This is a genomic window from Roseospira navarrensis (assembly GCF_009601025.1).
GTDB classification, from domain to species: Bacteria; Pseudomonadota; Alphaproteobacteria; order Rhodospirillales; family Rhodospirillaceae; genus Rhodospira; species Rhodospira navarrensis.
This window is the reverse complement of the sequence record NZ_WIVE01000027.1, coordinates 1-21,219: the sequence shown is the minus strand read 5'-3', so window position 1 is coordinate 21,219 and position 21,219 is coordinate 1. Positions and strand designations below refer to the sequence as shown.

The 21,219-nt window shown below is 72.5% G+C and carries 24 protein-coding genes and 1 tRNA gene; 23 read left to right on the top strand and 2 right to left on the bottom strand.

The features are described from left to right. The first annotated feature begins 22 nt into the window (after positions 1-22). The 13 genes from GHC57_RS09885 (at position 23) to GHC57_RS09830 (ending at position 8,822) form a co-directional block, all read left to right on the top strand. Positions 23-1,051 carry a phage protease gene (locus GHC57_RS09885; RefSeq protein ID WP_153343688.1) on the top strand — a complete coding sequence of 343 codons (1,029 nt, stop codon included), beginning with the start codon at positions 23-25 and terminating at the stop codon, positions 1,049-1,051. A gap of 3 nt (positions 1,052-1,054) precedes the next feature. Further along, positions 1,055-1,459 (top strand): hypothetical protein, encoded by a 405-nt coding sequence (locus tag GHC57_RS09880; RefSeq protein ID WP_153343686.1) that lies wholly within the window; start codon positions 1,055-1,057, stop codon positions 1,457-1,459. Between the two features lie 14 nt (positions 1,460-1,473). After that, positions 1,474-2,367: a Mu-like prophage major head subunit gpT family protein gene (locus GHC57_RS09875; RefSeq protein WP_153343684.1), complete on the top strand. Its 894-nt coding sequence runs from the start codon at positions 1,474-1,476 to the stop codon at positions 2,365-2,367. A gap of 14 nt (positions 2,368-2,381) precedes the next feature. Further along, positions 2,382-2,570, top strand: a complete 189-nt coding sequence (locus GHC57_RS09870; RefSeq protein ID WP_153343682.1) for a hypothetical protein — start codon at positions 2,382-2,384, stop codon at positions 2,568-2,570. A gap of 178 nt (positions 2,571-2,748) precedes the next feature. Continuing rightward, entirely contained in the window at positions 2,749-3,171 is a 423-nt protein-coding gene (locus GHC57_RS09865) for a gp436 family protein (protein WP_153343680.1), read from the top strand. Between the two features lie 2 nt (positions 3,172-3,173). Next, positions 3,174-3,689 carry a phage virion morphogenesis protein gene (locus tag GHC57_RS09860; protein ID WP_153343678.1) on the top strand — a complete coding sequence of 172 codons (516 nt, stop codon included), beginning with the start codon at positions 3,174-3,176 and terminating at the stop codon, positions 3,687-3,689. Next, complete coding sequence (locus tag GHC57_RS09855) at positions 3,686-4,300, top strand: phage protein Gp37 (protein WP_153343676.1); 615 nt, start codon at positions 3,686-3,688, stop codon at positions 4,298-4,300. The genes GHC57_RS09860 and GHC57_RS09855 overlap by 4 nt, the downstream gene beginning before the upstream one ends. Then, complete coding sequence (locus tag GHC57_RS09850; RefSeq protein ID WP_153343674.1) at positions 4,300-4,497, top strand: DUF2635 domain-containing protein; 198 nt, start codon at positions 4,300-4,302, stop codon at positions 4,495-4,497. The genes GHC57_RS09855 and GHC57_RS09850 overlap by 1 nt, the downstream gene beginning before the upstream one ends. Positions 4,498-4,500: 3 nt before the next feature. Then, a complete protein-coding gene (locus GHC57_RS09845; protein WP_153343671.1) occupies positions 4,501-5,961 on the top strand; it encodes a phage tail sheath subtilisin-like domain-containing protein in 1,461 nt (486 codons plus the stop codon). A gap of 23 nt (positions 5,962-5,984) precedes the next feature. Next, on the top strand, positions 5,985-6,347 hold the full coding sequence (locus GHC57_RS09840; protein ID WP_153343669.1) for a phage tail tube protein: 363 nt from the start codon (positions 5,985-5,987) through the stop codon (positions 6,345-6,347). A gap of 1 nt (position 6,348) precedes the next feature. Continuing rightward, positions 6,349-6,708: a phage tail assembly protein gene (locus GHC57_RS09835; RefSeq protein WP_153343667.1), complete on the top strand. Its 360-nt coding sequence runs from the start codon at positions 6,349-6,351 to the stop codon at positions 6,706-6,708. Positions 6,709-6,716: 8 nt separating this feature from the next. Next, the gene (locus GHC57_RS20245; RefSeq protein ID WP_281354712.1) at positions 6,717-6,848 is read left to right on the top strand and encodes a hypothetical protein; all 132 of its coding nucleotides are present in this window, start codon (positions 6,717-6,719) and stop codon (positions 6,846-6,848) included. A gap of 15 nt (positions 6,849-6,863) precedes the next feature. After that, the gene (locus GHC57_RS09830) at positions 6,864-8,822 is read left to right on the top strand and encodes a phage tail tape measure protein (RefSeq protein WP_153343665.1); all 1,959 of its coding nucleotides are present in this window, start codon (positions 6,864-6,866) and stop codon (positions 8,820-8,822) included. Between the two features lie 2 nt (positions 8,823-8,824). On the opposite strand, the gene GHC57_RS09825 is transcribed toward GHC57_RS09830, so the two are convergent. Beyond that, positions 8,825-9,472: a hypothetical protein gene (locus GHC57_RS09825; protein ID WP_153343663.1), complete on the bottom strand. Its 648-nt coding sequence runs from the start codon at positions 9,470-9,472 to the stop codon at positions 8,825-8,827. Positions 9,473-9,501: 29 nt separating this feature from the next. Between GHC57_RS09825 and GHC57_RS09820 the strand changes: the two genes are divergently transcribed. From GHC57_RS09820 to GHC57_RS09775, 10 genes are read left to right on the top strand one after another with little or no spacing between them, the layout of a single operon-like run. Beyond that, a complete protein-coding gene (locus GHC57_RS09820) occupies positions 9,502-10,746 on the top strand; it encodes a DNA circularization protein (protein WP_153343661.1) in 1,245 nt (414 codons plus the stop codon). Continuing rightward, positions 10,743-11,828, top strand: coding sequence for a phage baseplate assembly protein (locus tag GHC57_RS09815; RefSeq protein ID WP_153343659.1), 1,086 nt, complete (start codon positions 10,743-10,745; stop codon positions 11,826-11,828). Before GHC57_RS09820 ends, GHC57_RS09815 begins: the two co-directional genes overlap by 4 nt. Continuing rightward, positions 11,825-12,346, top strand: coding sequence for a phage baseplate assembly protein V (locus GHC57_RS09810; RefSeq protein ID WP_153343657.1), 522 nt, complete (start codon positions 11,825-11,827; stop codon positions 12,344-12,346). Before GHC57_RS09815 ends, GHC57_RS09810 begins: the two co-directional genes overlap by 4 nt. Position 12,347: 1 nt before the next feature. Continuing rightward, entirely contained in the window at positions 12,348-13,043 is a 696-nt protein-coding gene (locus GHC57_RS09805; RefSeq protein ID WP_211369165.1) for a phage GP46 family protein, read from the top strand. 3 nt (positions 13,044-13,046) lie between these two features. After that, a complete protein-coding gene (locus GHC57_RS09800) occupies positions 13,047-13,913 on the top strand; it encodes a hypothetical protein (protein WP_153343655.1) in 867 nt (288 codons plus the stop codon). After that, positions 13,913-17,293 carry an Ig-like domain-containing protein gene (locus GHC57_RS09795; protein WP_153343653.1) on the top strand — a complete coding sequence of 1,127 codons (3,381 nt, stop codon included), beginning with the start codon at positions 13,913-13,915 and terminating at the stop codon, positions 17,291-17,293. The genes GHC57_RS09800 and GHC57_RS09795 overlap by 1 nt, the downstream gene beginning before the upstream one ends. A 2-nt stretch (positions 17,294-17,295) precedes the next feature. After that, a complete protein-coding gene (locus tag GHC57_RS09790) occupies positions 17,296-18,354 on the top strand; it encodes a baseplate J/gp47 family protein (protein WP_153343651.1) in 1,059 nt (352 codons plus the stop codon). Next, the gene (locus GHC57_RS09785; protein WP_153343649.1) at positions 18,354-18,986 is read left to right on the top strand and encodes a YmfQ family protein; all 633 of its coding nucleotides are present in this window, start codon (positions 18,354-18,356) and stop codon (positions 18,984-18,986) included. The genes GHC57_RS09790 and GHC57_RS09785 overlap by 1 nt, the downstream gene beginning before the upstream one ends. 2 nt (positions 18,987-18,988) lie before the next feature. Beyond that, positions 18,989-19,975 carry a hypothetical protein gene (locus GHC57_RS09780; RefSeq protein ID WP_153343647.1) on the top strand — a complete coding sequence of 329 codons (987 nt, stop codon included), beginning with the start codon at positions 18,989-18,991 and terminating at the stop codon, positions 19,973-19,975. A 24-nt stretch (positions 19,976-19,999) separates the two neighbouring features. Then, positions 20,000-20,512 (top strand): hypothetical protein, encoded by a 513-nt coding sequence (locus GHC57_RS09775; RefSeq protein ID WP_153343644.1) that lies wholly within the window; start codon positions 20,000-20,002, stop codon positions 20,510-20,512. A 417-nt stretch (positions 20,513-20,929) separates the two neighbouring features. On the opposite strand, the gene GHC57_RS09770 is transcribed toward GHC57_RS09775, so the two are convergent. Further along, positions 20,930-21,005: transfer RNA gene (locus GHC57_RS09770), tRNA-Thr, on the bottom strand. Positions 21,006-21,219: the final 214 nt, after the last annotated feature.

Genomic DNA, 21,219 nt, shown 5'->3' with positions numbered 1-21,219 from the left:
TCGCGCGTGGCACGGTGCAGCCATGACCGACGCCATCCCCCATACGACCGGCGATTGCCGGCGCGCCTTGTGCCTGGATCTGCCCGCTCCGGCCGAGGACGGCGCCGCGCCCGAATGGATCATGCTGCTGCCGGCGGGCGCCGACCTGTCGGCCCGCGACGGCCGGCGCTGGACCAACCCCGATCCCGACGCCGTGGTCGCCGAGACCCGCGCCCTGGCCCGTGACCTGGTCATCGACTGGGAACACGCCAGCGAGACGCGCGGCCGCGCCGGCGAGCGCACGCCGGCGGCCGGCTGGATCCAGGATGTCGAGCGGCGCCCGGACGGCTCGATCTGGGGCCGCGTCACCTGGGCGGCCGAGGGGGCCCGCGACGTCGCCGGTCGGGCCTATCGGTACCTGTCCCCCGCCTTCGACTTCGAGAAGGAGACCCGACGGATCAAGCGTCTCGTCGGCGCCGGCCTCGTGCATTTCCCCAACTTCCAGATGCCAGCCCTGGCCCGAGAGGAGGACCCCCGACCCATGACCGATGTCATCCCGGCCAGCGTCACGCAGGCGCTGGGCCTGACGGACGGCGCCAACGAGACGCAGGTGCTCGGCGCCATCAATGGCCTGAAGGACCGCGAGGCGCGCGCCACGGCCGCCGCCGAGCAGCCGCCGCTGGAGCGCTTCGTGCCGCGCGCGGACCATGACGCCGCCGTCGCCCGCGCCACGGCCGCCGAACAGAAGCTCGCCGACCTGGAGGCCGCCGGCCACCAGGCCAAGGTGGACGCGGCCATCAAGGGCGCGCTGGAGGCGGGCAAGATCACGCCGGCCAGCGAGGCCTATCACCGCGCCACCTGCCGCACGGCCGAGGGGCTCACGGCCTTCGAGACCTATGTCCAGGCCGCGCCGAAGGTGGTCGCCGACGGATTGGTCGGCAAGACGCCGCCCGCGCAGGCCGCCGGTGCCGGATCGCTGTCCGACGAGGAGCGCGCCACCTGTCGCCAGCTCGGTCTGTCCGAGGCGCAGTACCTCGCGACGCGCGACGGCGCCGAAAAGACGGAGGCGTAAGCCATGGCCGCTCTCACCACTGACCGCGACACGCCCCGGCGCGAGGTCACGGCGTTCGACGATCCGGTCAAGGCCGCCGCCGTCATCCATGCCGGCGCCATGACGATGCTCGACGCCGACGGCTACGCCGTGCCGGCCGCCGTCGCCACCACTCTGACGCCGCGCGGCCGCGCCGCCGAGGCCGTCACCGGCGGGCCGGCCGACGGTGACGTGACGGTGCGGATCGAGCGCGGGTGCTTCCGCTGGGCGAACAGCGCCGGCGGCGACGCGATCACCCGGGCGCACATCGGGTCGCCGGCTTATGCCGTCGATGACCAGACCGTGGCCGCGACCGACGGCACCAGCACCCGCAGCGCCTGCGGCACCATCCGTGACGTGGACGCCCAGGGCGTCTGGGTCGAGGTCTAGGAGGACGACGGACCATGATTGTCAATAAGGGGACGCTGACGGCGCTGGGCACCGGCTTCAAGACCCACTTCCAGTCCGGCCTGGGGATGCACGAGCCGATGTATCGGCCGTTCGTCACCGAGGTGACCAGCACCACCTCCAAGGAGGAGTACGGGTGGCTCGGCAAGATGCCGCGCATGCGCGAGTGGATCGGAGATCGTGTCCTGCATGGTCTGGCCGTGCACGGCTATACGATCCGGAACCGCAAGTTCGAGCTGAGCGTCGAGGTGTCGCGTGACGACATCGAAGACGACAACCTCGGCGTCTATTCGCCCATGTTCCAGGAGATGGGTGAGAGCACGGCGGCGCACCCGAACGAGCTGGTGTTCGGTCTCATCAAGGGCGGCCTGACCACGAAGTGCTACGACGGCCAGTACTACTTCGACACGGACCATCCGGTGATCGGGTCCGATGGCGCGACCGGGAGCCAGTCGAACCTTCAGACCGGCGCCGGCGCGCCGTGGTACCTGATGGCCCTCAATCGGGCGATCAAGCCGGTGCTGTTCCAGAAGCGCCGCGACTATCAGTTCCGGGCGCTCACCGACCTGGACAGCGAGCGCGTGTTCATGACCGACACCTTCGTGTACGGCACCGACGCGCGGCTGAACGTCGGATTCTCGCTCTGGCAGCTCGCCTACGCGAGCAAGGGCGACCTGGATGCCACGAACTTCAATGCGGCCTACGCCGCCATGATGGGGCGGACCGGCGACCACGGGCGGCCGCTGGGCATCATGCCGACGCATCTGGTCGTGCCGCCGTCCCTTCGCGAAGCGGCCCAGGAAATTGTCGGCGTCGAGCGCCTGGCCAACGGCGCCACCAACCCGAACAAGGGTCTGGTGCAGGTCGTCGTCGTGCCGTGGCTGGTCTAGGGGGAGGCGACGCCATGCCGATCCGTGTGACCGCCCGCCACCCTATCCGTCGTGCCGGCCGTCACTGGCCGGCCGAGCCGGTGACCGTGCCGGACGGCGACCTGACCGACGCGCAGGTCGAGGCACTGCGGGTCGAGCCCGAGCTGACGGTCGAGGACGTCGCGCCGGCCAAGCCGCCGAAGGAGAAGCCCCCGGCGAAGTAATCCCGCGCGAAACCCGGGTGTCGATCCCGGCCGGTGCGGATGACGCCGGTCGGATGAGCCCGGGGAGTAGGCCGGTTTGGGTACTGATCGGCCCAGCGCCGCCGGATGGCGGCGCGGGCCTCCGGGCCTTCGGCCCGCCGGCGCGGTCGCGCCGGGCTGTCACGCCTGAGGGGCAGAAATGCCGTACGCCAGCACAGCCGCGATGATCGAGCGCTACAGCGAGCGTGCGCTGATCGACCGCACCGACGTCGCCGAGCCGTACACCGGCGCGGTGGTGGCGGCGGTGCTGGATCGCGCCATCGCCTCCGCGGACGGTGAGATCGACGCGGCCCTGCGTGGCCGGTACGTGGTGCCGCTGGCACCCGTGCCGCCGCTGATCGTGGACGTGGCCTGTGCCCTGACCTGGTGGTGGCTGTGGCCCGACCACACGCCTGACGAGGTGACGGCCCGCGCCAAGTGGGCCCGCGACCAGCTGCGCATGATCGCGCGCGGCGAGGTGACGCTGGACGCGCCGGTGGACACCACGCCCAGCGGCGCCGGCGCCGTGATCGTGGATGCGCCGCCGCGCCTGTTCACCCGCGACACGCTGCGGGGGTTCTGACCATGTCGGGCATCGCCATCCGCATCGACGACGCCGACCTGCGCCGGGCGGGGCACGCGCTGGACGCGCTGGTCCGTGACGCCGACCGGGCGCACGACCTCATGGACGAGATCGGGGCGGCCCTGGTCACGTCCGTGCAGCAGCGGTTCCAGGCGGGCCGGAGCCCGGACGGCGACCGATGGACCCCCAGCCGTCGGGCCGCGCGCACCGGCGGGCAGACCCTCGTGGATCGGGGGCACCTGCGCGACAGCATCACGCATGCCGCCGACAGTCGGTCGGCGCGCGTCGGGACCAATCTGATCTACGCGCGCATTCACCAGCTCGGCGGGCAGATCCGTGCCCGGGCCGGGGGCGCCCTGGCCATCCCGCTGCCGGACGGCGGCGTGGCGCTGCGCAAGTCTGTCACCCTGCCGGCACGGCCCTATCTGGGCATCTCCGCCGACGACCGGGAGGAGATCGGCGACATCATCCGCGAGCGCCTGCGCGACGCCCTGCGGCGCGGGGAGGCGGGCGCATGATCGGGGCGGTCGAGGATGCCATCATCGCCCGTCTGCGGGCGGCGGCCGACGCCGGGCACCTGGGCTATGCCTGGGGCGCGCTCGGCACCTACCGCGACGAGCTGGACGAGGACGTCACCGCGATCCTGCGCCAGCGGTTCCCGGCCGCGTGGGTGGCGTTCTCCAGGCTCGACCGTCACGAGGACGGACGCGGCGAGCTGTGGCGCGCCCGCTACGTGGTCGTGGTCGCGGCGCGATCCGGGCGGAACGAACACGAGCGCCGGCACGGCGCCGACGATCGCGTGGGGGCCTATCAGTTGGCCGAGGACGTCTGTGCCCTGCTGCACGACCAGGCGCTCGGCCTGGAGATCGAGCCGATCCAGGTGGAGGGCGTGCGGCCGCTGCTGCACACCGCCGCCCGCGACCAGCGGCTGGCCGCTTACGGCATCGACCTGACCACCGCGTGGACGCTGGCGTCGCCGCCGGATGCCGACGCCATGGGCGAGTTCCTGACCTTCCACGGGGACTGGGACCTGCCCGTGCACGGCAACGTGACGCCCGATGCGGACGGCCACCTGCCGGCGCCGGAGGCCGACGCCCGCGACACCATTCATCGTCCGGAGGATCCGTGATGCCCGAGACCCGCACCCTCAAGCCGGCCCGCCCGGGTCTGCTGGTCCGCATGCCGCCGCCGGCGCCGGGGGCGCCGCCCGGACGCCTGCCCGATGAGGGGCTGGCCGTGACCTGGTCGATCTTCTGGCAGCGGCGCCTCTCCGCCGGCGACGTGGTCGAGGTCCGGCCGACCAAGACGCGCACCAAGGAGAGCTAGGCCATGGCCATCTCGTTCAATGCCATCCCGATCGACCTGCGCGCGCCGGGCGCGTACATCGAGATCGACAACAGCCGCGCCGTCCAGGGCCTGCCGGGCATGCCGAGCCGGATCCTGGTGCTCGGCCAGATGCTCTCGACCGGCACCGCCACGGCGCTGGAGCCCATCGACATTCTGACGGGCGACCAGGCCGCCGGGTACTTCGGGCGCGGGTCCATGCTGCACCGGATGGCGCATTTCCTGCGTGCCAACAACACCGTCACCCGGGCCACCGTGATCCCGATGGAGGATGACGGCGCGGCCCAGGCCGCCACCGGCACGCTGGCGATCACCGGCCCGGCCACGGCCTCCGGCACCCTGGTGCTGTGGATCGCCGGCCAGCGCGTGCGCGTGGGTGTGGCCGCCGGCACCGCCGCCACGGCCATCGCCACGGCGACGGCGGCCGCAATCAACGCCGTCCTCGACCTGCCGGTGACGGCCGCCGCCACGGCCGCCGACGTCACGCTGACCTGCCGGTGGAGCGGGGAGACCGGCAACGCCATCGACATCCGCGTGGGGTACTACGGCGAGGCCATGCCCGCCGGCGTCGGCCTGACCATCACGCCCATGTCGGGCGGGTCCGCCAATCCGGACCTGACGGCCGCGCTCGCCGCGATCGGGGACGAGTGGGTGACGGACATCATCCTGCCCTACACGGACACGGCGTCCCTGGCCGCGATCGAGGCCGAGCTGGAGACCCGGTTCGGGCCGCTGGTCATGCAGGACGCGCACGCCTACGCCTGGGCGCAGGGCACGCACGCCGAGCTGACCACGCTGGGCGATTCGCGCAACTCGCCGCACCTGACCATCATGGGCATGGACGGCAGCCCGACCCCGCCGTGGGAGGCCGCCGCCGCCCTGGGCGCCGTCGCGGCGTACCACCTCCAGATCGACCCGGCCCGGCCGCTCCAGACGCTGGAGCTGCGCGGCGTGCTGCCGCCGGCCGAGGCGGATCGGTTCACGATGGAGGAGAGGAATTTGCTCCTCCACGACGGCATCGCGACCGCGCGGACGGAAGTCAACACCGTCCAGATCGACCGCGCGATCACGACCTTCCAGACCAATCAGTGGGGCATTGAGGACATCAGCTACCTCGACGTCACCACCCTGAAGACGCTGGCGTACCTGCGCTACAGCGTGCGGGCGCGCATCTTCCAGCGCTTCCCGCGCCACAAGCTGGCGTCGGACGGCACCCGCTACGGCCCCGGCCAGGCCATCGTGACGCCCGCCGTGATCCGCGACGAGCTGGTGGCCCTGTTCCGCGAATGGGAGACGGCCGGGCTCGTGGAGCAGGCGGACCAGTTCAAGTCGGAGCTGATCGTGGAGCGCGACCAGTCGGACCCCAACCGGGTCAACGCGCTGATCCCGCCCGACGTCATCAACCAGTTCCGCGTGTTCGCCGGACAAGTCCAATTCCGCCTCTGAGCGGCCGCTAAAGGAGGTCTTGAATGTCTCTCAAACGGTTCGGCCGCGCCTTCGTGAGGGTCAACGGCCAGCTTCTGGAATCGGAGCCCGGCGCCGAGTGCGACACCGGCGGGGTGACCCGATCTCCCCGCGCCAGCGACACCGGCACCGTCGGGTTCTCGGAGGAGACGCGCCACGGCACCGTCACCTGCAAGATCCTGTTCAAGCCCGGTCAGGTGCTCGGCAGCCTGAAGGATGCGGACGACGCCACCGTCACCTTCGAGTGCGATACCGGCCAGCGGTACGTGGGCAGCCAGTGGTGGTGCACGGGCGAGACCCGGCTCGCCGGCGGCAGTTCGGGTGGCGTCCAGGTGGAGTTTCACGGGCCCGAGATGGAGGAGTCGTGACATGGCTGAAGTCACCTTTGACCTGCTGGACGGCCTGACCATTGGGGCCGACATCCACACGACCGTCACCCTCAAGGAGATGTCCGCCGGCGACATCCTGGACGCCGGCATGGCGGCCGAGCGGCCCATGCGTCTGGCCGACGGGTCGCTGGCGCTGATGCAGTCCTCGACCCTGCTGGGCCTGGAGGGCCTGCGCCGTCAGGTGGCACGGGTCGGTGACCGGCCGGGGGCGCTGACGCTGACCGAGATCCGGAGCCTGTCCGGCCGGGACCTGTCGCTGTTGCAGGCGCACGCGGCCGAGCTGGACGAGGCCGCCGGCCGCGCGCTCGCGGAGGCGCTGTCCCGCCGGGGGGAGCCGTAGGCGCCCAGGTGGACGATGCCCAGACGTGGCAGATCGTCGCCGGGCGCCTCGGCCTGAGCTGGGCGGAGGCGCGCACCTACGCCCTCCGCCGGGCGCTGCGCTGCATTGACGCCGCGCGGACACTCAACACCCGATCCTGATGTGAGGCCCATCCCATGGCCGACATGAAGTACAGCCTCGCGATCGACCTGGCCGGCAACCTGGCCACCCGTGCCCGCACCATGCAGGGCGCGCTGGGGCGGCTGTCCGCCGGCGGCCAGCAGGACCTCCGCCGGCTCGGCCGGGCCGCGCGGTCGGCGAGCGATGGGCTGGCCAGCCTGGGGAACCGCTACACCGCCCTGCTGACGGGCGCGGGGGCGGCAGCGGCGATCCGACAGGTGGCCTCGCTCCAGGACCAGCTCGCGGCGCTGCGGACCAGTTCCGGCCGCTCGGCCGATGAGATCAAGGTCCTTCGTGAGCGCCTGTTCGAGATCGCGAACAATCCGGCCGTCCGGCTGGATGTGTCGCAGCTCACGGCCGGTCTGCAGGAGGTCTACACGCGTTCGAGCGTGTTGCTGGACGACGAAGAGGGGCTGCTGGCGCTGGGCGCGGCGATGCGGGCGACGGGCGGCGATGCCACATCCATGGGCCAGTTGATCGCCAACGCGATCACCAATCTGGGAATCGATGATCGCGGTGAGTTGATTGCCTACCTCAGCACGATCAACGAACAGGGAAAGCTCGCCAAGCTGACCCTCGCCGAACTGGCGCGAGAGGCGCCAACGATCGCGGCGGCCTACATGCGCACGGGCCGCACAGGGCTCGACGCTGGCCGTGAGGCGATGGCGCTGGCTCAGATCGCCCGGGCCAGCACGGGCTCAGGCTCCGAGGCCGCGACGGCGGTGGAGGGCCTGATGCGGACACTGAGCGATCCGGACGTGAAGGCCGCGCTGGGCGACATGGGGATCCAGGTGATGGACCCCGAGAACCTCAATCAGATGCGCGCGGTTCCGGACATCCTGCGAGACATCGTCCGAGCCACGAAAGGCGAGGTCACCGAATCAGATGCCCTCTTCAAGAACGTCTTCACGGAAGAGGGCGCTCAGGCAGTCCTAATCCCGCTGCTCGACGAATACCGAAAAACTGGCGAACTCAGACTGCTCGACGGTCTGATGGAGGTCGAGGGCACGCGGGAGCAGTTGTTTCAGGATGCCGCCATCCGGGCGGAAACCATGAGCGCCGCGCTCACCAGCCTGTCGAACGCATGGCAGAAGTTCGCCGACCAGAATTTGTCCGGCCCGATCGACGATCTGGCCCGGGCCATATCCGACCTGGATCCGGACACCCTCGACAAGACGATGCGGGCGCTGGCCATCGGCGCAGGGACCCTCGGGGCGCTCGTCGTCGGCAATCAGGTGGTCCGCACCGGGGCCGCCGTCACCACGGCGCTGAGCATGCGCCGGATGGCCGGCGCGGCTGGTCCGACGCTGGCCGGGGCGGCCGCCGGCATGGGGCCGACCCCTGTGCTGGTCACCAACTGGCCGCGCCGTCTGGGCGGCGGCCGCGCGGGCGCCGCCGGGGCCGGAATGGCCGGAGCGGCCGGGGCGGTGGGCGCCGGCGGCATGGGATCTGCGGGGGCGACGGCCGCCGGCACCGCCGCCTTGGGTCAGCGTCTGCGGCTGCGATTGATCGGCCGGGCGGGCGGCGTCACGGCGCTGGGGCTCGGCGCGGTCGAGGCCGGCATGGCGCTGGCCGACGGCGACACGCGCGGCGCGGTGGAGGCCGGCGGCGGCGCCCTGGGCGCTGCCGGCGGTGCGTGGGTCGGGGCGCAGGTGGGCGGTGCGCTGGGCGCGGCGACGGGACCGCTCGCGCCCGTCATGGCGCCGGCCGGGGCTCTCGGCGGCGCCATTGCGGGCGGCATCGCCGGCAGCGAGATCGGGCGGGAGATCGCGGATGCCGCCATAGAACAGTTGGAAAAGTGGGGTGTGGGGATCGACGAGATCGAGATCAGCGTGACCAACACCAATCCCGGCGTGGCCGCCGGGCTGGCGGTGCGCCCGCACCGCCGCCGGGGCCAGCCGATGGGCGGCAGCGATCCCGATCGCGGCCCCACCATGGGGGGCGTGGGGCAGTGATGTCAGAACAGCGCCGCGAACAGATCGGTCTGATTGACGTAGAGGCGTCGGATGTCCGGATGGCGTCGGATGTGGCCGAGTGTCTCGGCGCCCTCGTCCCAGCCGCAGAGGGTCTGGTCATCCCGGTCATGACCGATGACGGCATCGTCGCCGATGTACCACGCCCCCTCCGCCACGAGGTAATCGCGGTCGAGAAATGCCATTTTCAGGTCGTGCGGCCAGTCGGCCATGGCGCGCAGATCGACCCGCAGCCTGATGGCATGTGTCCACCCACGCAGCGACAGGGCACCGTCCACCAAATCCGGCCCGAATGGCAACGTCGTCCAGGTGGCCGACACATAGCTGATCGCCTCGGGGTGCTCCGCCAACTGGCGGCACGCGCGGAAGAAGGTCTCGGCGGCTTCGGCCAGGGCCTCCGTCGGCTCGCCACGCAGCGTGACCGTGATGTCGCCCTCCGGCAGGGGCACGGTCACCGTCGGGTCCGGTTCGCAGTCCGCCGTATCCGCTTCGCCGACCCACCACCGATCACAGTCCGCCGCATCCTGTCCCGCCTCCTCGGCGGCGTGGGTGGCCCCAGCCAGGGTGAAAGCGGCGATCAGGGCGACACTATATATGTGCGCGGCGCGCGGGCGCATGGCGGTCTCTCCCATGGGGTGCTGTCTCTGGGAGGGTACACCTGATGGCGTGGCGCGACAATCTGCGCCCGGCGTCGTTCCGGGGCGTGCCGTTTCATGTGGTGAGCGACGACCACACCACCGGGCGCCGTCTGGTGGAGCACGTGCATCCGGAGACCGACGGGCTGACGCCGGAGGATCTGGGGCGGCAGGTGCGCCGCTGGCGGGTGCAGGCGTTCCTGGTGGGCGCGGACTACATGGCCGAGCGCGACGCCCTGCTGGCGGCGCTGGAGGAGCCGGGGGCGGCGACCCTGGTGCATCCGTACTACGGCGACCGCATCGTGCGGGCCACGGGCGAGGTGTCCACCCGCACGTCCAGCCGTCAGGGCGGGGTGTGCGAGGTCTCGTTCGTCTGTGTCGAGACCGCCGAGAAGGACGTGCGGCCGGTCGCCACGGCGGACACACAGGCGGCCGTCGCCACGGCGGCCGACGCGGCCGAGACCGATGCTCTGACGGCGTTTCAAGAGGCGTTTGAGGCCGCGTCAAGCCAGCCTCAATTCGCGATCGACACCCTCGCCGGCGACATCGATGCGGTGTTCAACGCCGTGCGTGTGGTGACGATGCCGCTCCAGGTGGTGCGGTCGGTGGCTGACCTGGTCACGGGCACGATCGGCTCGGCCGTGGGGCTGGGGCTGTCGCTGATGGCCATGCCCGACCAGCTGCTGGGCACCGTGCAGGGCGTATGGCGCGGGCTGGCCGGGCTGGGCGACCTGGGCGCCTCCTGGTCCGGGCCGGACGCCACCCGGCCCGTGCTGGCGGCGCTGGCGGCGGCGCGGTCCCCGGGCCTGAGTGTCGCGACGCCGGCGACGGGCTGGCCCACGGCGTCCGAGGCCACGCTGGCGGACCTGCGCACGGTGCTGCGGGACGCGGTCACGGAGGCGCATATCGTCGGCGCGGCGCGGCTGGCGGCGGCGGTGGACTACCCCAGCGCGGGCGAGGCGGAGGCGGTGCGGCGCGCGGTCAGTGAGGCCCTGGACGCGGTGATGCTGGAGACCAGCGACCCGGCCGTCTATGCCCGGCTCGCCGCCGTGCATGCGGCCGTGGTGCGGGACCTGACCGTCCGCGCCGGGCGGCTGCCGCGCCTGCGCACCGTCACGGTGGATGCCCCGGCGCCGGCGCTGGCCCTGGCCCACGGCTGGTGGGGCGATGACCTGGACGCGGTGCTCGACGGTGCGGCCGACATCGTGGACCGGAATCGGATCCGGCACCCGCTGTTCACCGACGGCACCTTGGAGGTGCTGGATCCATGAGCACGCTGCCCACTGATCTGATGGTCCTGGAACTCGGCGACCAGCTCTGGCGCGGCTGGACCAGCGTGTCCGTGACGCGGTCGATCGAGGCGGTCGCCGGGGCGTTCGACTTGACGTTGACCCGCCGGACCGGGGCGCGCCTGCGCATCCCCCTGGGCGGGCCGTGTCGGGTCAGCGTCGAGGATGAGCGCGGCCGGCGCACGCCGGTGCTGACCGGATACATCGACGATGTCGAGCCCAGCTACGACGCCCAGTCGCACGAGGTCACGGTGCGGGGCCGCGATGCCGCCGGCGATCTGGTGGACTGCTCGGCCATCCACCTGCCGTCCGGCGAGTGGCACGGGGTGACGCTGGACCAGATCGCCCGCGACCTGGTGGCGCCCTACGGGATCTCAGTCCGGGCGGCCGCGGACACGGGCCCGGCATTCGCATCGTTCCGCATCCAGGAGGGCGAGACGGTCTGGGACGCGCTGGAGCGGGCCTGCCGGTATCGCGGCATCCTGGCGATGAGCGACGGCCTGGGCGGGCTGGTCCTGACCACGCCGGCGCAGGCGCGCGACACCGGCGCCACCCTGGAGCGGGTGCCGGGCACGCGGGTCCTGTCGGCGCGCGGCATGATGAGCCATCGGGATCGGTACAGCACGATCACGGTGAAGGGTCAGAGCGCCCTGGACGACGGGTTCGGCGTCGAGGCCGTGGCGGCGGGCCGGGCCAGCGTCACCGATGCCGGCGTGCCGCGCCATCGGCCGCTGATCGTGCTGGCCGAGGAGGGCGAGTCGCTGGCCGACCGCGCGGCCTGGGAGCGCACGGTCCGCCAGGGCCGCAGCCGCCGCGCCGAGATCACCGTGGCCGGCTGGCGCGACGATGCCGACGCCCTGTGGCGGCCGCTGACGCTGGTCCGCGTGGTCGATCCGTGGCTGGCGCTGGACCGCGCCATGCTCATCGCGGGTGTCACCTACGACAAGAGCGATGACGGTACCACGGCCACCCTGGAGGTGGTCGCGGAGGGGGCGTTCGATGTCCGCCAGGAGACCCCGCCCGAATCGGGCGGCGACGCCGATGAGCAGTGGGTGGCGCGATGATGCGGGCGATCCACAAGGCCACCGGGGCCGTCTCCACCCGCCTGCGCCTGATGGTGAGATGGGGCGTGCTGCGCCTGGTGCGCGCCACGATGCAGACCCAGGAGTTGCAGGTGTCGGTCTATGACGGCGAGACCCATGACAGGGTCAAGCACGCGCTGCCCTATGGGTTCTCGGCGCACCCGCTGCCGGGGTCCGAGGTGGTGCTGGTGTTCCCGGGCGGGGTCAGCTCCACGCCCATCGCCCTGGTGGTGGGCGGGCGGGCGCACCGGCCGACCGACCTCCAGCGGGGCGAGGTGGCGATCTACGACGACAAGGGTCAGTCGGTCGAGCTGCGCACCGACCGCATCGTGGTGCGCTCGCCGACGCGGGTGACCATCGAGTGCCCCGACGTGCACCTGGGCGAGGAAGACGGGCCGCGCGTGGCCCGCATCGGTGACCGCGTGCAGGTGGGCAGCGGGTCCAGCGCCGGGCTGTGGCCCATCGTCGAGGGCTCCACCATCGTCCGGGCGGGAGGGTGACATGGGCCTGACCGATGCCGCGCTGATCTGGGATGCCGAGGCCGGGGCCGCCGATCTGGCGCTCGGTCCCGATGGCGACCTGGTGGCGGACGACGGCCTGCGCACGGCCGTGATCGTGTCCCTGTTCTCGGACCGCCGCGCGCGGCCGGACGACACGATGCCCGACCAGCGGCCGGATGCCGACCAGGACCGGCGCGGCTGGTGGGGGGACGCCCTGCCGCCCACGATCGGCGGGCGGGTGTTCATCGGTGATCGGATCGGGTCGCGGCTGTGGCTCCTCCAGAGGGAGAAGATCACGCCGGAGACCCTGGCCCGGCACCGCGACGCCATCCGCGAGGCGCTGGCCTGGATGACCGACGCGGCCGTCGGGCTGGCGCGGTCGGTGGACGTGCAGGTGGAGCGCCAGGGTCTCAACCGCGTGGCCGCCCGCATCACCATCACGCTGCATGACGGCAGCACGGTGCCCATTGACCTGGCCGCCGCCACCGCCCCGCCGGCGCGGGCCATGGTGGTCTCGCCGCCGGTGGCGCTGGCCACCGAGGACGGCCGGATCCTGACCACCGAGGACGGCCGCGTGCTGGCCGTCGCCATCGAGGGCGGCGCGCCGCTGGCCGCGGCGACCGTGCGGCCCGCGCTCACGGCCGAGGATGCTCGACGACTGGCGGCCGAGGATGGCCGCCTTCTGACCACGGAGTGAACAATGGCCGAGGTGAAGATCTCCGCGCTCACGCAGCGCCCCACACCGACGGAGAGCGACCAGGTCGCCGTGGTCGCCGCAGGCGCCACCTGGCGCGCCACGGTCGCGGCCCTGTGGGCGGCGGTGTCGTCCGCCTGGGGGCGCTCCATGGCCCTCGCCGCCGATGCGGCGGCGGGCCGGACCCTGCTGGGTCTGGGCTCGGCGGCGACCACGGACGCGAGCGCCTATGCCACGGCCGCGCAGGGGGCTGCGGCGGACAGTGCCGTGCAGCCGGGGGACCTCGGGACGGCGGCGACCACGGACGCGAGCGCCTATGCCACCGCCGCCCAGGGTGCGCTCGCAGACAGCGCGGTGCAGCCGGGGGCGCTGGCCACCGTCGCCACCACCGGCGCCTATGGCGACCTGACGGGGCGGCCGACGCTGGGCACGGCGGCTGCGACGGCCGCGACCGACTATGCCACGGCGGCGCAGGGCGCGGCGGCCGACACGGCCATTCAGCCCGGCGCGAACGCCACGCTGGCGCTGATCGACTACACCCTGGCCCGGTTCGCCGTGACGGCCGCGAGCGTCGGCGCCGCGCACACCGTGTCTCTGGCGGACGGGGAATATCAGGCCCTGACCCTGACCGCCGACACCGCCCTGACCCTGCCCGACCCGCCGGCCGGTCGCGGCTACTCGATCACGCTGCGCCTGATCCAGGACGCCACGGGCGGACGGACTCCGACTCTGCAACAGGCCGACGCGACTGCCGCGAAGTGGGTCGGCGCCGCCGCGCCCACCTGGCAGACAACCGCCGGCGCGGGCGATCTGGTTGCGGTCACCCACGACGGCGCGGACCTGATCGTCACCCATATTGGGAGTGTGTCGTAATGCTCGGCAACGCGGCCCTGCGCGCGATCCCCGGCTGGCGGCCGGTGGGTCTGCCCGCCGACTTGGTGGCATCGGTCGGCGAGCACACCAAGGCCGGTCAGAACGGCATCGCGGTCACCGGCACGGCCATCGTCAGCGGCGATCCGGCCGGACACTGGCAGATCGCGGGCGGTCTGCTGAGCCCGTCGGCGTCGGGCGACGCGGCGGACCTGTCCGCCGGTCCCTACGAGATGATCCTGGACAGCGGCCAGACGGTATCGGTCTCCGTCACCGCCGGCGAACGTCATGTCGCCACCTTGGCCGAGATCCAGACCCTCCTGGACGGCACGCACCCGCGCGAGGCTGGCGAGACCCGCATCCGCGTCCAGCCGGGCAGCTACGACATCGACAGCCTGACGACCTCGGCGCAGCCCACCGGGGTCACCTGGATGGCGGCCGACCTGGCGCAGCCGCCCATCTTCAATCGCTGGGTCCTGGATCATGTGGCCGAGCCCGGCACCCTCGGCTTCGAGCATGTCATCTTCGACATGCCGTATCCCTCCGCCCCGGCGCCGTTCTGGAGCCCGCTGCCCTCGACGATGTATGCCATCTGTCATGGTGGCGCGGACCGCTCCGAGTTCACGGGCACCTCATTCCGGTACTGTGAGTTTCGGGGCAACCTTCCCGCCTGGGCAGCCGGCGGCCGAATGACGGTCAACAACCCGGCTGTACGCATCCAGAACGGCATGAATTTCACTTTCGAGCACAACGTCGTGACCGGCTGCCGCGCCGGACTCGAACTGTCCGGCGTAGAGAACGCCACGATCAGGCACAACGACATCTCCGGCTTCCATGCCGACCCGTTTGTGGTCTCCAATTACAACGCGCCGGTCACCGGCGTGCTGATCGCGGCGAACCACATCCACGGCCCGGCCGGCGACACCAGCTATCATCACATCGACACCATCCAGCTCCAGCCCACGCGGCCGGCCGGCGATACCGGATGGTGGGAGCCGGACACGGCCTATGTGATCGACGCCGTGGCGTCGGACGGCAGCGGCGACGGCTCCTACTGGCGGTGCCTCGTCGACCATACCTCCGGCACCGGCACGTTCGCCCAGGATCGGGCCGCCCATCCGACCTACTGGACCGAGGTCACCGACGTCCATTGGGTGGACGGACTGGAGGTGGTCGGCAACACCGTCACGCTGTACCACGCCCCCATCGTGGCGCAGGTGGACCCGAGCGACACGCAGACCACGGAGGAATACGCGCCCTACACCACCGGCGCGCCGATCCCGGTGTCCATGCACGGCCGCGAGACGCGCGTGGAGCCGCCCGGCGCCGAGGTCTACCCCATCCCGCCGGCCTCGACCGGCCGGATGCGACTGAACGTCCGCATGACCGGCGGCGCGGGCACGGCGACGATCTCGTTGGATGGCGATGACACCTGGATGGGCGGGGCCACCGGCCCGACGCTCGCGGCGGCCGGGGAGTGGGTGACCATGGTCTCCGACGGCGTCAGCGACTGGACACCGGCGCCGCAGGGTGGCCGGGCGTGGTTCCAGCACCGCTCCACGGACTTCGATTTTGGTCCGTTTGAGGCGGGCCTCGTCACCAAGATGGACGGGTCGGCCGGTCCGGTCACGGGCACGCTGCTGGGCGATGCCGGCCCGTACCACGTGCAGTGCGAGATCAGCGATCACACCTGCCGCGTGGTGGCCGCATCGGGCACGCTCACGCATCACGGCGCGCCGGTCGCGGAGATTGTGCTGCCCGTGGGCTATGGCCTGACCCTGACCGGCGATGGCGCCGGCAACTGGACCGCCGAAGAACGCCTCCCCACGGGGACGTTTTTCTTCGCCAATCGTGGTCCATACCGGAACATCAAGGTCCACGGCAATATCGCGGCGGTCTGGGGCGACTTCGTGCGCATCGAGTGCGAGGTGCCCGGCTTGCAAGTGTTCAACAACACCGCCGTTTCGATCCTGCCCGACGATATGAACGCCGACGGGGTGATTGGTCGCTACGAAGGTAACACTGGCCAGGACAGCCCGATTTACCTGTCCGGCGTGACAGCCTTCAGTCAGCGGAATTTCACGGTCGGCGGCCTGTATCTCACCAGCTACGGCGCAGCCGCCACGGACCTGGGGAGCATCGCCCTGGGAATCACCGACACCGCGACGGTGCCGGCCTCCCTGGTCGCGCATCTCGCCGCGACCACCCGGGCCGCGTACCAGCCCCGGACCCGCGCCGAGTGCATCGCGGCGGCGCAGCCCAAGCCCGGCGGGCCGCTGGATGGCACGCTGATCGGGGCCGTGCCCTACTACGATTTCACCCTCGACGCGGTGAACACCGCCGTGCTGCCGGCGCCGGTGCTGGCGTCGTCCAGCCCAGCCCACGGGGCCGACCCGGTGGGTGTGGACACGCCCATCGTTCTGACGTTCGATCAGTTCGTGATGCTGGGCGCAGGCACGATCACGCTGCGGAACGTCACCGACAGCGTGGACATCGAGACCTTCGACGTGGACCTCGGCACGGGCAGTTCTGGCGGCACCGTCGCCGCCAGCCAGAACACCGTGACGATCACGCCGGGCGCCTCCATGCCCGGCCCGGCCACCGTCTCGGTCCGGGCCGCGGCCGGCGCGATCACGTCGCGACTGTACGGCACGGACTGGCCGGGGATCGCGGACGACGTCACGCTGGCGTTCGAGACGGATGCGGCGGCGCCGTCGAGCTTCGAGACAGTCGCCGCCGCCGGCGGATACCTCACCGGCACCCTGGCGGCGCCGGCCGGGCCGCAGACCCGGATCCTGATTGCCGTCCGCCTCTACCGCGACCCGACGTCGGACACGTTCGGGAATATCCTGAGCATGGACGCCGCGAAGGACATCGGGCTGCAGGCCATGGCCACGGGCGAGCTCAGGGTCACGCTGGGCAACAGCTTGGCCTCGTCCTTCCGCATCCCGAACGCGGTGCCGACGGCGCCCCCGGTGGAGACCATCCTGGTGTCGGTGGACCTGTCCGCCGCGTCCCATCTCGACGGCGTGCAGGTCTACCGTGGCGGCACCGCCATCGCCCCCGCCGCCCTGACCGGCGTGAACTGGGACCCGAGCGCGTACGTCGAGCAGAGTCCCGGCGCCAGCCCCTGGCGGGTGCTGAACTACACGGGTGACGGCCAAGTCTTCCGGGGCGACGTGGATTTCGTGTCGGTGTCGTTCCCCGGCACGCTGCCCGACCTGTCCGATGCCGCCGTCCGCGCCTGGTGGGAGCCGGCGCAGATCCTCACGGCGCCGCCCCCCCCGGCGCTGCTGTGCATGGGCCCGGCGGCCGATTTCCACCGCAACCGCGCCGACGACAGCACCCTGACCGTCGTCGATGGCCCCTTCACGGACGTTTGAGCATGCCCTGGACCACGCCCACCCTCCAGCAACTCACCGACCAGCTCACGGCCGACATGCAGGCGCGCCTGCCCGGCGCCGAGGCCACGCCGCGCACCGTGCTGGGCACCGTCGGCCGGGCCGTGGCGGGCGCGGTCAGCGGCCTGCATGCGTATCTGAGATGGGTGTCGCGCCAAGTGCTGCCGGACACGGCCGAGACGGCGTGGCTGGAGCGGCACGCCGGCATCTGGGGGCTGGCCCGCCGCCCGGCCACGGCCAGCGCCGGGGCGCTGGCCCTGACCGGCGCCACCGGCGCCGTCGTCCCCATGGGCACCGTCTGGCGATCGGCCGACGGCCGCCGCTATGTGGCCACGGCCTCCGCCACCCTGGCCGGCGGCACGGGCGCCATCGCCGTGGCGGCCGAGACCGCCGGGGCCACAGGCGACCTGGCGGCCGGGGCCGAGGTCGCCGTCGTCACCCCCATCGCGGGCCTGGAGAGCGCGGCCGTGGTGGCCGCCGGCGGCCTGGGCGGTGGGGCCGACCTGGAGACCGACGCGGCCCTGCGCGCCCGCGTGCTCCGGCGCATCCAGCAGCCGCCCCACGGCGGCGCCCGGCACGACTACGTGGCCTGGGCGCTGGAGGTGCCCGGCGTGGCCCGCGCCTGGTGCCACCCGGTCGAGCAGGGTCTGGGCACCGTGATCGTGCGCGTGATGGCCGACGATGGTCTCCCCGATCCCGCGCTGATCGCCGCGCTCCAGGCGCACCTGGACACCGCGCGCCCGGTCACGGCCGAGGTGCTGGCCCTGGCCCCCGTGGCCCTGCCTCTCACGGTCGAGATCGCCGATCTGACGCCCGACACGGCCGCTGTCTGCGCCGCCGTGGAGGCCGAGATCGCCGACCTGGTGGCCCGCGTCGCCGCCCCCGGGGACGGCGCCGGCCAGGGCACGCTGCGCGTCTCCCACCTGCGCGAGGCCATCAGTCGCGCCGCCGGCGAGACCGATCACGCCCTGGTGAGCCCCACGGCCGACGTGGCGCCGGCGGTCGGTGAGATCCTGCGATACGACAGCGTGGTGTGGTCCTGATGGCCCGCGACGCCGCCGCATACCGCCGGGTGCTGGCCGGGCTGCTCCCCAGAGGCGCCGCCTGGCGCCGCGATCCCGGGTCCGTGCTGGGCCGCTTGCTGGAGGCCCTGGGCGCGCCCCTGGCCCGCGCCGACGCCCGCGCCGATGCCCTGGTGGACGAGGCCGATCCCCGCACCACGTGGGAGATGCTGGCCGACTGGGAGCGCGTGTGCGGCCTGCCCGACACGTGCTCGCGCGCGGCCGGCACGCCGACGCTGGAGGAGCGCCGCGCCGCCGTCGTGCAGCGCCTGACCGCGCGCGGCGGGCAGTCGCGGGCGTTCTTCCTCGGGATCGCCGAGGCGCTGGGCTACGCCATCACGATCGAGGAGTGGCGGCCGTTCCAGGTCGGTCTCTCCGGCGTGGGGCCGTCCGTCGATCCCGGCATGCTTGGCCCTCAGCTCGGGCCGCCGCAGATCCGATTCGTGTGGCGGGTCACGGTGCTGGAGCCGCGCGTCACCCGGTTCCACGTCGGCACGTCGCAATGCGGTGTCGACCAACTCACCGCGATCCGCCGCGCCGAGGACCTGGAGTGCCAGTTCCGGCGGCGCGCCCCGGCGCACACGCACCTGATCTTCCGCTACGAGGGAGTGTAGAGATGGACTATGTGGTCCCCATCGACCCGGCGACCGGCCTGCCCAAGGCCGCCGGGTCTCCGTACGTCACCGGCGATCCCAGCACCGGCGTGGCCGGCGACATCGTGCACGGGGACGCGATCGAGCATCCCCAGCGTGAGATCCTGGACGTGATCGAGACCCTGGGCGGCCTGACGCCCGACGCCGGCGACCTGACGCAGCTCCGCCAGGCGATCGAGGGCTACATGACGGCTCTGCCCCTGATGGCGGTGCGCGGCCTGGAGACGGCGCCGGCCGCCGGCCTGGCCACGGTGGCCGTCACCCTCAGCCCCGGCGCCTGCCTCGCCGTCGCGGGCGGCGCGGGCCTGCTGCGCCTGGACGCGCCGCTGACCAAGCGCATGGATGCGGCGTGGTCGGCCGGGGACGGGGCCGGGGGCCTGGACACGGGCGCGGTCGCGGCGGGCACGCGCTACGCCCTGTGGCTCATCACGGACGATGCCGCCGGGACGCTGGACGCCCTGATCTCGGAGAGCTTCACCGCGCCCACGGCGCCGATCGGCTGGACCGCGCGCCGCCGCATCGGGACCCTGGTCACCGATGGCGCCGGCACGCTGCGGGCGTGGGTGCAGTGGGGCGACCGGATCGAGTACGACCCGGCGCAGTGGGACGCCACCACCACCGTGGCCGCCGCCGGCGAGGCCACCGTGCCCCTGCCGGTGCCGCCGCTGCCGGGCGTCGAGGTGACCCTGTCGCTCGACGTCCAGCCGGTCAGCGGCGGGCACGAGAACATGGGTGTGGCCGCCCGGCCCACCGGCGCGTCCTCGCGCGGGATCGAGGCAGGGATCGACACCGGCACGGCCGGCCTGTTCGGCACGGTGGACGGGATCAACTGCACCGGACGCCTGCACACCCTGGATGGCGCCGTGGTGCTGAGCCATCCGCTCCTGGACCCGGCCATCATCCGCGTGCGGGTCCAGGGCTACGTCGATCCGCGCGGACGCGGGATCTGAGCCGAGACCAGGAGGACAGAGTCTATGCCCTACGTCACGCGAGACGAGACCGGCGCCATCCTCACCCAGACCGCCATCGCGCGGCCCGGGGCCGAGTGGCTGCCCGATGCTCACCCCGACCTGATGGAACCCCTGGCGGCCGCCCGCGCCCAGGCCACCACGGCCATCGACCGCGCCGCCGAGGCCGCCCGCCTGACCTATGTGACGCCGGGGGCGGGCCAGGCGGCCGAGTACCGCCTGACCGCCGCCGAGGCCGCCGCCGCCCGCGCCGTGCTGGATGCCGGCGGCACGCTGGCGGAGGGCGCCTATCCCCACCTGGACGCCGAGGTCCGCGCCGGCGGCGCCGCCGACCTGGCCGAGGCCGTCGCCCTCGTGGAGGCGCAGGCCCAGGGCTGGTCCCACGTGTCGGCCGACATCAAGCAGGTGCGGCGCGCCGGCAAGCTGGCCGTCGCCGCCGCCGAGGATGCGGCCGCCGTCCAGACCGCCCGCGACCAGGCCCTGACGGCCCTGCGCACCCTCCACGCGGCCACGCCGTGAGCACGCGCGCTCGCGCGTCGGTGGTGCGGTTTGAGCGGGCCTCAAACACCCCTCAAACCGGCCTCGACCCCACCCCGCGCGACGCCGCTCCCACGCGCGCCCCGGACACCTGTCCGGTGTGCCAAATCGTTGCCGATTTGTGCCAAATCCGCCGCCGCGCTACAAACACGTCTGGCCGATGCCGGCGCCGACGGAGAGACCATCCGGTCGATCACAGGGCATGCAGACACGGCCATGGTGCGGCGCTACACGCGCTCGGCCGACCAGCGTCGGCGCGCCATCAGAGCGTTCGAACTGTTGCAGAGTGCTGCGGAACAGGAGGCGAACACGCGCCAAGGTTTGGAAAACGGCGGTCGCCGGAATGGAAAACAGGGCCAGTAATGCTGCCCTGGTTTGACCCTAAGCCTTTGAAAAGGCTGGTGCCGCAGGAGGGACTTGAACCCCCGACCCACGCATTACGAATGCGTTGCTCTACCAGCTGAGCTACTGCGGCATCCTGGTCTTCGCCATGACCGACCCGGGGTCGGCCCCGGCCCTGGTCAGACCACACGGTCCCCCCCCCCCCCCGGGGGGGGGGGGGGGGGGGGGGGGGGCATCGCACGGCCCCCGGAACAAACGCGTTGACTTTATATTAGTGTGCGCTAATATATGCAACCTGATTATGCACGTGGATCGACTGCACGCGCACAGCGCGCGCGCCGCCGCTG